Source organism: Pseudomonas helmanticensis, assembly GCF_900182985.1.
In the GTDB taxonomy this organism is placed as follows: domain Bacteria; phylum Pseudomonadota; class Gammaproteobacteria; order Pseudomonadales; family Pseudomonadaceae; genus Aquipseudomonas; species Aquipseudomonas helmanticensis.
Genome location: NZ_FXUY01000001.1, coordinates 3,008,958 through 3,020,866, shown reverse-complemented (window position 1 = coordinate 3,020,866; position 11,909 = coordinate 3,008,958). Strand labels below are relative to the sequence as shown.

Here is an 11,909-nt window from a genome sequence, read left to right as displayed (position 1 = left end):
TTGGGGTAATGGTCATGAGTACAGAAGATCCGCGGTTTGCAGGCATCGCCCGTTTGTATGGCATCGAAGGCTTGGCGCGTTTACGTGCGGCGCATGTGGCGATCGTCGGCGTCGGTGGCGTCGGTTCCTGGGCGGCGGAAGCCATTGCCCGCTGTGGCGTCGGCGAGATTTCGCTGTTTGATTTGGACGATGTCTGCGTCAGCAACGCCAACCGCCAATTGCACGCGCTGGACAGCACCGTCGGCAAACCCAAGGTCGAGGTGATGGCCGAGCGTCTGCGCGGGATCAATCCGGATTGTACGGTGCACGCAGTGGCGGACTTCGTCACCCGCGAGACCATGGCCGAATACATTACGCCGAACATTGACTGCGTGATCGACTGCATCGACGCGGTTAACGCCAAGGCTGCGCTGATCGCCTGGTGTAAACGCCGCAAGATTCAGATCATCACCACGGGTGGCGCGGGCGGGCAGATTGATCCGACGCTGATCCAGGTCTGCGATCTCAATCGTACGTTCAACGACCCATTGGCCTCGAAAGTGCGTTCGACGTTGCGTCGTGATTACGGTTTTTCGCGCACCGTGACCCGTCATTACAGCGTGCCGTGTGTGTTTTCCACGGAGCAACTGCGCTACCCGAAACCGGATGGCAGCATTTGTTTGCAGAAGAGTTTTGTTGGCGATGGGGTGAAACTGGACTGCGCGGGTGGGTTTGGCGCGGTGATGATGGTCACGGCGACGTTCGGCATGGTCGCGGCGACCAAGGCTGTGGACAAGATTGTCGCGGGTGTGCGGCGCCCTTCAGATCGGGTCAAACCTGACGCCTGACCGGTTGATCATTCCCACGCTCCGCGTGGGAATGCAGCCCGGGACGCTCCGCGTCCCCATCAGCAGCCGAACGCGGAACGTCCGTTGAGGCATTCCCACGCAGAGCGTGGGAACGATCAGTTAGCGCGCCAGATCATTCATTCGCTGGAGCACGGCATTCAGGCCGTTGCTGCGCGAGGGCGACAACTGGCGCGACAGGCCGAGCTGATTAAACCAATCAGGCAAGTCTATTTGCTTTAAATCAGCCGCCGACAACCCGTTGACCCGCAACAGCAACAACGCCACCAAGCCGCGAATCATCCGCGCATCGCTGCTCGCGCTGAATTGCCAGTGACCCTCGCGCAACGCCCCAACCAGCCACACCTGACTCTCACAGCCATGCACGCGATTGGCCTCGCACTTGTCGGCGTCACTTAGCGGCGGCAGGCGATCACCAAACTGCATCAACAACCGCGCCCGCTGTTCCCAGCCAGCCGCATTCTGAAAAGTCTGCAACGCCTCGGCGGCTTCGACCGGCAAACTCATCGCAACAACTCCAGCGCCTGATCCAGCGCTTCAAAGAACCGTTCCAGATCCTCCGAATCGTTGTACAGCGCCAGCGACACGCGAATCGCTCCGGCCAGCTCAAAGCTTTTCAGCAACGGCATCGCGCAATGATGTCCGGCGCGCACGGCAATACCTTGCTCGGTCAGCAAGTGCGCCAGATCGGCGTTGTGCACGCCTTCGACGACAAAACTCGCCAGCGCCAATTGCGGCTTGCCGAGCAAGCGAATGCCATTACGAGCGGCGAGGCCTCGCAGCAGATAGTCATGCAGCACCGCTTCGTGGGCCGACACCGCGTCCTGATCGAGCCCGGCCAGATAATCCAGCGTGGCACCGAGGCCGATCACACTGGCAATCGGCGGTGTGCCCGCTTCAAAACCCAGCGGAGCAGGGCGAAAGCGCGCGTCGTGGTAGTTGGCTTCCAGCACCATTTCACCGCCGAACTGCCAAGGCTTCAGTTGTTCAAGTGCAGCATTGCGCCCGAACAACACACCGAGGCCATCGGGGCCATACAGTTTGTGGCTGGAAAACACATAAAAGTCGCAACCCAGCGCCTGCACGTCATGCCGACCGTGAACCACGCCTTGTGCGCCATCGACCACGGTCAATGCGTTCTGCGCCTTGGCCATGCCCAATAGCGCCGGCAATGGCTGCCATGCGCCGAGTACGTTGGACAGCTGACTGACCGCCAGCAAGCGTGTGCGCGGGCTGATCAAGTGCACGGCGGCAGCGAGGTCGATCAGACCGTCGGTATCCAGCGGCAGGATCACCAGTTTCAGATTGCGACGTTGCGCCAGTTGCTGCCACGGCAGCAGGTTGGCGTGATGCTCCAGGGCGCTGATGACAATTTCATCGCCGGGGTGGAAAAGATGTTCCAGGCCATAAGCCAGGAGGTTCAGCGCACTGGTGGCGCCGTGGGTAAAGATGATCTGCCCACTGTCACCGGCGTTCAGCCAGTGGGCAACCTTGAGCCGACTGTCCTCGAACGCCTGCGTGGCATGGGCGCCGGGCAGGTGTTGCGCGCGATGCACATTGGCCGCGCCATTGGCGTAGTAATGCGTCAGCGCGTCGAGCAGGGCTTGCGGTTTTTGCGTGGTGGCGGCGTTGTCCAGATAGGTCTGGTCTTGCCGTTGCAGCGCGGCGATGGCCGGGAAATCGGCACGCCACGGGGAGGGAATCATCATCTGTTCAGCCCTGTGAACTTGGGCGGGTGTACACAAGACACTGTGGGAGCGAGCCTGCTCGCGAAGGCGTTCTTGAATACGCCAAAAGCTTCGCGAGCAGGCTCGCTCCCACAGGAGGTCGATGTGCTGCTTAGTTGTGAGCGTGCAGCGCTTCGTTCAGTTCGATCGCCGATTTGTGGGTTTTGCATTCCACAGCACCGGTTTCCGAATTGCGACGGAACAGCAGGTCAGTCTGACCGGCCAGCTCGCGCGCCTTCACAACTTTAACCAGGTTGTTGTGCTCGTCCAGCAGCGCGACCTTTGTGCCGGCGGTCACGTACAGGCCCGACTCCACGGTGTTGCGGTCGCCCAACGGAATACCGATACCGGCGTTGGCGCCGATCAGGCAGCCTTCGCCAACCTTGATCACGATGTTGCCGCCGCCCGACAGGGTGCCCATGGTCGAGCAACCGCCGCCCAGATCGGAACCCTTGCCGATGAAGACGCCAGCGGAAACGCGGCCTTCGATCATGCCCGGGCCTTCGGTGCCGGCGTTGAAGTTGATGAAACCTTCGTGCATCACGGTGGTGCCTTCACCGACGTAAGCGCCCAGACGCAGACGCGCGGCGTCAGCGATACGCACGCCGGCCGGAACCACGTAGTCGGTCATTTTCGGGAATTTGTCGACCGAAAACACTTCCAGCAGATCGCCGCGCAGACGGGCTTCCAGTTGCATTTCCGCCAGTTCGCTCAGGTCGATGGCGCCCTGGCTGGTCCAGGCCACGTTCGGCAGCAACGGGAAGATCCCGGCCAGGCTCACGCCGTGCGGCTTGACCAGACGGTGCGACAGCAGGTGCAGCTTGAGGTAGGCCTCAGGGGTCGAAGTCAGCTGTGCGTCTTCAGCCAGCAGGGTGGCGACCAGCGGCTTGTGGCTTTCGGCCAGACGGGTCAGCAGCTTGCCTTGCACGGCGTCGATGCCTTTCACGGCTTCAGCCAGTTGTGCAGCCTGAGCGGTGGTGAAGGTGATGGCCTGGTTGCCTTCGGTGTAACCGAGGATCGGCGCAACCGCGGCGACCAGTTCGGCCGAAGGGTTGAGCAGTGGCTGTGCGTAGAACACTTCCAGCCATGCGCCTTGACGATTCTGAGTGCCGACACCAAAGGCGATGCTGAACAGGGAATTGGACATGTAAATACACCTCTACAAAGAGTGACGGGCTGCTTACTTCAGAGCGGCCGCGTAGATATCTGGCTTGAAGCCAATCAGGGTTCGGTCACCGAGATCGAGCACCGGGCGCTTGATCATCGAGGGTTGAGCGAGCATCAGTTCGATGGCTTTCGACTGGTCGAGATCGGCTTTACGTTCGTCGTCGAGTTTGCGAAAGGTCGTGCCTGCACGGTTCAACACCGTTTGCCAGCCGTGCTCGTCACACCATTGGGTCAGGTGCTCACGGTCGATGCCGGCGCTTTTGTAATCGTGAAAGTCGTAGCTGACAGCGTGTTCATCGAGCCAGGTGCGCGCCTTTTTCATGGTGTCGCAGGCTTTGATGCCGAAAAGGTGCAACGTTTTACTTGAAACGGTCAAGGAATCGCCCCCTTCACAGGTGCTGGAGAAAAATGGTGACGGATTATGCCATGACCCTTCGGCGAATACGCAAAACCCTGTAGGAGCTGTCGAGTGAAACGAGGCTGCGATCTTTTGATTGTGTCTTTAAAGATCAAAAGATCGCAGCGTGCCGCAGCTCCTGCGCATTGTTGTGCGGGGATCGGTTGGGACAGCTGCGACATAGGTGCAACGGTCAGATGCATGCTAAGCGGCTAATATGGCAGTTCAACGCTGTCGATTGTCTGAGATTTCCGCTTTATGCAAACTGCTTACACCGTCCTGATCCTGCTGATGCTGGTCAGCGTTTCGCGTCTGGTCGGACGGGTCATCCCGCTGCCTCTGCCGCTGGTGCAAATCGCCGCCGGCGCCTTGCTCGCCTGGCCGACCCTCGGTCTGCACGTGGCGCTCGATCCTGAATTGTTCCTCTTTCTGTTCCTGCCGCCGCTGCTGTTTTCCGATGGCTGGCGCATGCCCAAACGTGAATTCTGGCATTTGCGCGGGCCGATCCTGACCTTGGCGGTTGGTCTGGTGCTGTTCACCGTAGTCGGCGCCGGCTACTTCATTCACTGGTTGTTGCCGGCGATTCCGTTGCCGGTAGCCTTCGCCCTGGCCGCTGTGCTGTCGCCAACCGACGCGGTTGCGGTCTCGGCGATTTCGCAGAACCGCTTGCCGACGCCGCTGATGCATATCTTGCAGGGCGAAGCGTTGATGAACGACGCCTCGGGTCTGGTGACCTTCAAGTTCGCACTGGCCGCGGCGATCACCGGCGTGTTCTCGCTGACCAACGCCAGCCTGACCTTTGTCGTGGTGGCCCTCGGTGGGCTGGCCGTCGGCGTGGCCTTGAGCTGGCTGGTCGGGCGCCTGCGCGCCTGGATGATCGCGCGAGGCTGGGACGATCCCGCCACGCACGTGGTGTTCATGTTGCTGCTGCCGTTCGCTGCTTATGTATTGGCTGAACGCCTCGGGGTCTCGGGCATTCTCTCGGCAGTGGCGGCGGGCATGATGCAGAGCTGGCTCGATCTGCTGCCTCGGCAAACCAGCACCCGCTTGCTTAATCGCAGCGTCTGGTCGCTGCTGGAGTTTGCCTTCAACGGGTTGATCTTCCTGCTGCTCGGTCTGCAGTTGCCGGACATCATCAAAGCGGTGGTCAGCCACGAACCGACGTTATGGCCGACCCTGTTCTATCGCTGTCTCGACGTGGTGGCGATCTTTCTCGCCTTGGTGCTGCTGCGGTTTATCTGGGTGCAGAGCATCTGGCGCTTGTCGGTGTTGCTGCGGCGTTTGCGTGGCAAGAACGAGTTGACTCAGGTGCCGACGGCGCGCTCCTGCTGGCTGCTGACGGTGGGTGGCGTACGCGGTGCGGTGACGCTGGCGGGTGTGATGTCGGTGCCGATGTTGATGGGCGCGGAGGCGTTTCCCGAGCGTGATCTGCTGATCTTTATCGCTGCCGGGGTGATTCTGCTGTCGTTGATTTCGGCGTGTATCGCTCTGCCTCTGTTGTTGCGCGGCATCGAAAAAAGCCCGGACGACAAACGTCGCCAGGAAGTGCGCGACGCCTGGCGCAAGACCGCCGAGGCAGCGATTCATGCGCTGGAAACCGAGGAGGTCGGCCCGCAGGATGCAGCGCAGGCCGCTCTCGCGGCAGAACTCAAGGCGCGGATCATGTCCGAGTACCGCCATCAGCTCGATGTCTTCAACGACTCGGCCGAAGCACAGGCCCTGGCGTTTCAGATGGATCTGCTCGAGCGTCGTTTACGCCTCAAGGCACTTCGCGCGCAACGTCTGGAACTCTACAGCCTCAGCCGTCATCACCAGATCGGTGATGACGTATTGCGCGAGGTATTAGGTGAGCTTGATTTGAGTGAGGCCAATCTGGGGGTGTTGAAGTAGTCCCGCATGGGTGTTGATCGGATTGCTGGTTTTATCGGGGATAAACGGTTCGCGCCATGTGTATATCCAATCTACTTAGTTCGGTGTTTTCAGTGACCTCAAATACTCCGTCGGTGAAGGTTTTTTCTATCGGGTAGTGCATGATCGACTTTTGATCATAAGCGGTCACAGACATCTTTTGATTGATCTTGGTGAAGAAGTTTTCGTCAATAGCGGCTCTGCTCATACCGAGTCGCGTGAAGTGGTCGTAAACCTTTTGCTTGTTCCAAGGGATGTTGGCGTACGGGTGCAAATGCTCGTGTTCGAAGCCCAAGGCGTGGCCGAACTCGTGCAGTAATACCGTTCTGAATCTGCTGCTGCCTGGCTTTTCGGCAATGTACATCGTTGGATTCTGCACATCGACGGTGAGTGCGTCTGTGCCAACGGCAGAGCTGTTGTCACTGGTTTTGGTCTTGATGCGAATGTCGGCATCGCGCTCGCTCGTGAACGCGATATCCAGATTGATATGGTTGCCCCATTCCCGAATGACTTCCCGATACTGCCTTTGCTCGTCGTTCGTCAGGTTATCGAGAAACGTGACGCTAAGCGTCCTGAACGCTTTCCATACCTTTCCATCAAGGGCCACGCCCAGTAAGGAAATGCCCTGTCTGCTGACGTTGGCAGGGTTTTCGGCAAGCGCGGCCTGATAGGAAGGACTTTGGCTTTTCGGCGGCAGTGTCGTACAGATTTTGCAGTCTGGCATTCTTGAAATCCTTTTTAAGTGATGCATGAAGTGAGTGGTTTTGATGAAACCTGACGTCCTGTCAGGCATCGGGCTGTGGATAAGCTGCGGATATGAAAGCCTTGTCTTTGTCGCTGAGCTGCAGATTCAGGTGAATCTGGAAGTCACCCTGAGTCCAGCTCTGGCGGATGGCGTAGTGCATGATGGACTTTGGGTCGTAAGCCGAGTTGTCGACTTCACTGGCATCGAGAAGATTGAAATAACGCTCGTCGATGCTGCTGCGGGCCAGATCATCTTCTGCGCCAAAGTGCTCGTAGACGGCTTGCTTGTCCCAGGGAATGGTCATCTGTGGATGCAGATGTTCATGTTCGGCACCCAGTACATGACCGAACTCATGTATGGCATTGGCCATGAAGAACTTGAGCGACAAGTTGTGATCAGGCGAAAGATTCATAGTGGCTTCGCTTTGATCATCAATGGTTAATGCGTCAGTGCCGATCAGCGACCAGTAGGCTCCGCCGTCATCGGATATACGAATCTCGGCATCACCGTCATCGACAAAGTCGAAGTTGAGATTGATAAAAGCAGTCCATGTCTCTGCGGCCGCGCGAATGGCTTGCTTGTAGGCCGCGTCACCGGCCAGCACGCGAATGCGCAGGGTTCGGCCGGGTGTCCAGAGTTTGCGATGCTTGAACACGGCTCTTTTCTGCCGACCGCTGGGCGCACCGCGATTGGCGGGATTCTCCTCAATGGCCGTTTGGTAAGACGCGTTAATGTCTTTGGGCGCTTTAACAAAACAATCTTTAATATCATCCATGAATAACTTTCCGTAATAGACGCTTTGTTGTTTTTTTGGGGGGGCGTGGAATTTGTTTTTTTAAATAACCGGGTTCGGCCTGACGGACAGAGTAAGTGTCGGGGCTGAAGATAGGAAGACGATGCGGGGAGTTGATATGTTGCGTGGTGTTTGTTCCCGCACGACATTGCATCGTGCGGGAATATATAAACGTTAGTTAGCGGCGCTTGATGAAGTCGCGGATACGTTCCGCAGCCTCGACACATTCTGCCAGCGGCGCAACCAGTGCCATCCGCACGCGACCTGCACCCGGGTTGACTCCGTCGACATCGCGGGACAGGTAAGAACCCGGGACTACGGTCACGTGTTCCTGTTCGAACAGGTCCCGGCAGAACGCAGTATCGTCACCCTGCACATTCGGCCACAGGTAGAAACTGCCATCAGGACGCTGAACGTCCATCACCGGGCTGAGGATTGCCAGTACCGCGTCGAACTTCTCGCGGTACAGCGCACGGTTGGCGCGCACGTGTTCTTCGTCGTTCCAGGCGGCGACGGAGGCCAGTTGGGTTTGGACCGGCATCGCGCAGCCGTGGTAGGTGCGATAGAGCAGGAAACCCTTGAGGATATCGGCGTCGCCGGCGACGAAACCGGAACGCAGGCCCGGCAGGTTGGAGCGCTTGGACAAACTGTGGAACACCACGCAGCGCTTGAAATCCTTGCGACCCAATTCAACGCAGGCCGTCAGCAGGCCCGGCGGCGGGGTCTGTTCTTCGAAATACAGCTCGCTGTAGCACTCGTCGGCGGCGATCACGAAGTCGTATTCGTCAGCCAGGGCGATGAGTTTTTTCAGCACATCGACCGGAATCAGCGCGCCGGTCGGGTTGCCTGGCGAGCACAGGAAGAGGATCTGGCAGCGCTTCCAGATGTCGGGAGAAACGGCATCGAAATCCGGGTTGAAGCCGTTCTCGTCGAGGCACGGCAGATAGTGCGGCTTGGCCCCGGCGAGGAACGCGGCGCCTTCGTAGATCTGATAGAACGGGTTCGGGCTGACGACCAGCGCATCATCGCCACGGTTGATCACGGTCTGGGTGAAGGCGAACAACGCTTCGCGGGTGCCGTTGACCGGCAGCACATTGCGCGCCGGATCGATCCAGCCGCTCGGCACGCCAAAACGCCGCTCGCACCAGCCAGCGATGGCTTCGCGCAGGGCCGGGATGCCCAACGTGGTCGGATAAACCGCCATCTGATCCAGATTGTTCGCCAGCGCTTCGGCGACAAAGCTTGGCGAGCGATGTTTCGGCTCGCCGATCGACAGGGCGATCGGACGTTTGTCCGGGTTCGGCGTCACGGTGCCGAGCAGGGCGCGGAGCTTTTCGAACGGGTAAGGCTGGAGCTGGTTCAGAGCGTTGTTCATTGGGGCCTCGTTCAATGTGGGAGTGGCCATGCTCCAACTTTCAGGCTGGATGAGAAACCTGTGGGAGCGAGCCTGCTCGCGATGAGGGCGGCAGATTCAGCATTTATGTGTGCTGAAGCACCGCTATCGCGAGCAGGCTCGCTCCCACATGGGGTCATTGCCAGGCTTGCAGTGGAGCTTGCCGGTTCCAACAGGGGAAATTCATTGATTCAAATACTGATACGCGAAAGCTTGATATCCGGTTCCTGATTGACGCTCAACTGCTCAACAATCGCATCCTGCAAACGGCTGCACAGCAGCGGGTCGGACAGCGGCTGGTTGTGCGCGTCGGTGATGAAGAACACGTCTTCCACGCGCTCGCCCAGGGTCGCAATCTTGGCGTTTTGCAGCGACAGGTCGAACTCGAGAAAAATCCCGCCAATCCGTGCCAACAGGCCCGGCCGGTCCGGCGCGGTCAGTTCCAGCACGGTCACCGGACGCTGCGCGTCGTTGTGGATGGTCACCTGCGGCGCAAACGCGAAATGCTTGAGCTGGCGTGGCACCCGACGCTGGATGATCGTCGGGTAGTCGTCCGGATTGCGCAGCGCTTCGGTCAAACCGTCGCGGATCTGTTTGACCCGCGCCGGGTTGTCGCCGATGGATTCGCCTTCGTTGTCGAGCACGATGTAGGTGTCGAGGGTGAACTGGCTGCTCGAGGTGATGACCCGGGCGTCATGAATGTTCAGGTTGAGCTGATCCATCGCCGCCACGGTCACGGCGAAGAAGTCATGCTGGTCCGGTGCATAAATGAAGATCTGCGTGCCGCCCTCGAATTCGCGTTGGGTGGTTTCCTTGATCAGCACCAGCGGACCGCCATCGACCGGCTGCTGGAGGATCGCGTCGCTGTGCCAGGCCACGTCGCCCGCCGTGTGCCGCAGGAAGTAGTCATCGCCCAACTGCGCCCACAACTGCTCGACGTCGTCCGGATCGGTACCGCCACGCACCAGAATATCCAGTGCCGCGCTCTGGGTCTGACGGATCTGCTCTTCGCGATCCACCGGGTTTTCCAGGCCACGGCGCAAGGCGCGTTTGGTTTCGGTGTAGAGCTGGCGCAGCAGGCTGGCGCGCCATGAGTTCCACAGCGTCGGGTTGGTCGCGTTGATGTCGGCCACGGTCAGCACGTAGAGGTAGTCGAGACGGGTTTCATCGCCGACCGCCAGGGCGAAATCGTGAATCACTTGCGGATCGGACAAGTCCTTGCGTTGGGCGGTGGTCGACATCACCAGGTGGTTTTGCACCAGCCAGACAATCAGGCGACTGTCCCACACCGGCAACTGGTGGCGCTGGCAGAACGCCTCGGCATCGACCGCGCCGATCTCCGAGTGATCGCCGTGCCGACCCTTGCCGATGTCGTGGTACAGACCGGCCATGTAGATCAGCTCGGGCTTGGGCAGCTTGGCCATCAGCTTGGCGGCCAGCGGGAATTTCTCCGAGACCTGGGTGTACTGCAATTTGCGCAGGTGCTTGATCAGGTTCAGCGTGTGCGCATCGACCGTATAGATGTGGAACAGGTCGTGCTGCATTTGCCCGACGATAAAGCCGAACTCCGGCAGATAACGCCCGAGAATCCCGTAACGGTTCATTCGGCGCAGGTTGCGGTGGATGCCGATCTTGCACTTGAACAGCTCGATGAACAGGCTGGTGTTGCGAATATCGTTACGGAAGTTGTCGTCGATCAGGTGACGATGCTCGCGCAGCAGACGAATGGTGTCGGCGCGCACGCCTTTGATATCTGGCTGCTGGGCCATCAGCACGAAGATTTCCAGCATGGCAAATGGCGTGCGGCGGAACACGTTGTCGTTGCGCGCTTCGATGTAGCCGTCGTGCAGCTGGAAGCGCGAATTGATCGGTTGCGGCGGCGCTTCGTCTTCTGGTGCGAGGATGACTTCCTCGAAGTGCTGGATGATCAGGTCGCTGAGCTGGGCAATGCTCATCACCACGCGGAAATACTGCTGCATGAAGTTTTCGACCGCCTGTTTGGCGTCGTCACCTTCAAAACCGAGCAGGCCGGCGATGGTGCGTTGATGATCGAACAGCAGGCGATCTTCTGAACGCCCGGCAAGCATGTGCAGGGCGTAACGCACTTTCCAGAGGAATTCCTGGGAGGAGGCGAGCAGGGCGTTTTCGCTCTCGACCAAAAAGCCTTCGCCGGCGAGGGCGCGCAGGTTAAGCGTGCCGTACTGACGTCGGGCCACCCAGAGGATCGTCTGAATATCCCGCAGTCCGCCGGGCGAGCCTTTGACGTTGGGTTCCAGGTTGTATTCGGTGTCGTTGTACTTGTGATGGCGGGCCTTCTGTTCGGCGCGCTTGGCCAGGAAAAACTCCTTGGCCGGCCACATGTGTGCAGTGCTGGTGACATCGAGCATGCGCTGGCGCAGACGCTCGGGGCCGCAAATGGTGCGGCTTTCCATCAGGTTGGTGACCACCGTCAGGTCGGCGCGGGCTTCTTCGGCGCATTCGTCGACCGAGCGCACGCTCTGGCCGACTTCCAGGCCGATGTCCCACAGCAGCGTCAGAAAGCGCTCGATCGAGTCGCGAAAAATTTCGTGATCGGCGCTGTCCAGCAGGATCAGCAGGTCGATGTCGGAATAGGGGTGCAGCTCGCCGCGACCATAACCGCCGACCGCGACCAGCGCGATGTCGGCGTCTTCGCTCCAGTTGAACTGGTCCCAGGCCTTTTGCAGGATATTGTCGACGAACCAGGCACGGTCTTCGATCAGCCGACGGATGTCGCGGCCATTGCGAAAACGCGCGTCGAGCACTTCGCGAGCCTGGCGGATCGCCTTCTTGAACGCCGCGATAGGACTCGCTTTGAGAGCCAGTTCAGCCTGGAACTGGCCGCGGTCGAAGAGTTCGGGATCCACCTGCGGCATCGATTGGCTTTCCTTCTATAAGGCTGGGAGCGTTGTGTGG

General features: G+C 59.4%; 10 protein-coding genes. 2 read left to right on the top strand and 8 right to left on the bottom strand.

Annotated features, from left to right (window positions below):
• Positions 1 to 8 precede the first annotated feature (8 nt).
• On the top strand, positions 9 to 827 hold the full coding sequence (tcdA, locus tag QOL84_RS13600; protein ID WP_283437530.1) for a tRNA cyclic N6-threonylcarbamoyladenosine(37) synthase TcdA: 819 nt from the start codon (positions 9 to 11) through the stop codon (positions 825 to 827).
• Positions 828 to 947: 120 nt separating this feature from the next.
• On the opposite strand, the gene QOL84_RS13595 is transcribed toward tcdA, so the two are convergent.
• The 4 genes from QOL84_RS13595 to QOL84_RS13580 all read right to left on the bottom strand — a co-directional run bounded on the left by QOL84_RS13595 (position 948) and on the right by QOL84_RS13580 (position 4,115).
• Positions 948 to 1,352: a SufE family protein gene (locus QOL84_RS13595; RefSeq protein WP_283437529.1), complete on the bottom strand. Its 405-nt coding sequence runs from the start codon at positions 1,350 to 1,352 to the stop codon at positions 948 to 950.
• On the bottom strand, positions 1,349 to 2,554 hold the full coding sequence (locus QOL84_RS13590) for an aminotransferase class V-fold PLP-dependent enzyme (RefSeq protein ID WP_283437528.1): 1,206 nt from the start codon (positions 2,552 to 2,554) through the stop codon (positions 1,349 to 1,351). The genes QOL84_RS13595 and QOL84_RS13590 overlap by 4 nt, the downstream gene beginning before the upstream one ends.
• Before the next feature lie 130 nt (positions 2,555 to 2,684).
• Positions 2,685 to 3,719, bottom strand: coding sequence for a 2,3,4,5-tetrahydropyridine-2,6-dicarboxylate N-succinyltransferase (gene dapD / locus QOL84_RS13585; RefSeq protein ID WP_283437527.1), 1,035 nt, complete (start codon positions 3,717 to 3,719; stop codon positions 2,685 to 2,687).
• Between the two features lie 33 nt (positions 3,720 to 3,752).
• Positions 3,753 to 4,115, bottom strand: coding sequence for an ArsC family reductase (locus QOL84_RS13580; protein WP_016985102.1), 363 nt, complete (start codon positions 4,113 to 4,115; stop codon positions 3,753 to 3,755).
• Between the two features lie 279 nt (positions 4,116 to 4,394).
• Here QOL84_RS13580 and QOL84_RS13575 point away from each other — a divergent pair, with 279 nt between their 5' ends.
• Positions 4,395 to 6,026: a Na+/H+ antiporter gene (locus QOL84_RS13575; RefSeq protein ID WP_283437526.1), complete on the top strand. Its 1,632-nt coding sequence runs from the start codon at positions 4,395 to 4,397 to the stop codon at positions 6,024 to 6,026.
• A 31-nt stretch (positions 6,027 to 6,057) separates the two neighbouring features.
• Here the strand turns inward: QOL84_RS13575 and QOL84_RS13570 are convergent, their stop codons facing one another.
• The 4 genes from QOL84_RS13570 to QOL84_RS13555 all read right to left on the bottom strand — a co-directional run bounded on the left by QOL84_RS13570 (position 6,058) and on the right by QOL84_RS13555 (position 11,869).
• Positions 6,058 to 6,768: a M12 family metallopeptidase gene (locus QOL84_RS13570; RefSeq protein ID WP_283437525.1), complete on the bottom strand. Its 711-nt coding sequence runs from the start codon at positions 6,766 to 6,768 to the stop codon at positions 6,058 to 6,060.
• A 61-nt stretch (positions 6,769 to 6,829) separates the two neighbouring features.
• Complete coding sequence (locus QOL84_RS13565) at positions 6,830 to 7,564, bottom strand: M12 family metallopeptidase (RefSeq protein ID WP_283437524.1); 735 nt, start codon at positions 7,562 to 7,564, stop codon at positions 6,830 to 6,832.
• Positions 7,565 to 7,760: 196 nt separating this feature from the next.
• Entirely contained in the window at positions 7,761 to 8,957 is a 1,197-nt protein-coding gene (gene dapC, locus QOL84_RS13560; RefSeq protein ID WP_283437523.1) for a succinyldiaminopimelate transaminase, read from the bottom strand.
• Positions 8,958 to 9,166: 209 nt separating this feature from the next.
• On the bottom strand, positions 9,167 to 11,869 hold the full coding sequence (locus QOL84_RS13555; RefSeq protein WP_283437522.1) for a [protein-PII] uridylyltransferase: 2,703 nt from the start codon (positions 11,867 to 11,869) through the stop codon (positions 9,167 to 9,169).
• Between the last annotated feature and the right edge of the window lie 40 nt (positions 11,870 to 11,909).

Bases quoted from the DNA above. Each gene is read 5' to 3' on its own strand.
- tcdA (WP_283437530.1), top strand. From the start codon at position 9: ATGGTCATGAGTACAGAAGATCCGCGGTTTGCAGGCATCGCCCGTTTG.
- QOL84_RS13595 (WP_283437529.1), bottom strand. From the start codon at position 1,352: ATGAGTTTGCCGGTCGAAGCCGCCGAGGCGTTGCAGACTTTTCAGAAT.
- QOL84_RS13590 (WP_283437528.1), bottom strand. From the start codon at position 2,554: ATGATGATTCCCTCCCCGTGGCGTGCCGATTTCCCGGCCATCGCCGCG.
- dapD (WP_283437527.1), bottom strand. From the start codon at position 3,719: ATGTCCAATTCCCTGTTCAGCATCGCCTTTGGTGTCGGCACTCAGAAT.
- QOL84_RS13575 (WP_283437526.1), top strand. From the start codon at position 4,395: ATGCAAACTGCTTACACCGTCCTGATCCTGCTGATGCTGGTCAGCGTT.
- QOL84_RS13570 (WP_283437525.1), bottom strand. From the start codon at position 6,768: ATGCCAGACTGCAAAATCTGTACGACACTGCCGCCGAAAAGCCAAAGT.
- QOL84_RS13565 (WP_283437524.1), bottom strand. From the start codon at position 7,564: ATGGATGATATTAAAGATTGTTTTGTTAAAGCGCCCAAAGACATTAAC.
- dapC (WP_283437523.1), bottom strand. From the start codon at position 8,957: ATGAACAACGCTCTGAACCAGCTCCAGCCTTACCCGTTCGAAAAGCTC.
- QOL84_RS13555 (WP_283437522.1), bottom strand. From the start codon at position 11,869: ATGCCGCAGGTGGATCCCGAACTCTTCGACCGCGGCCAGTTCCAGGCT.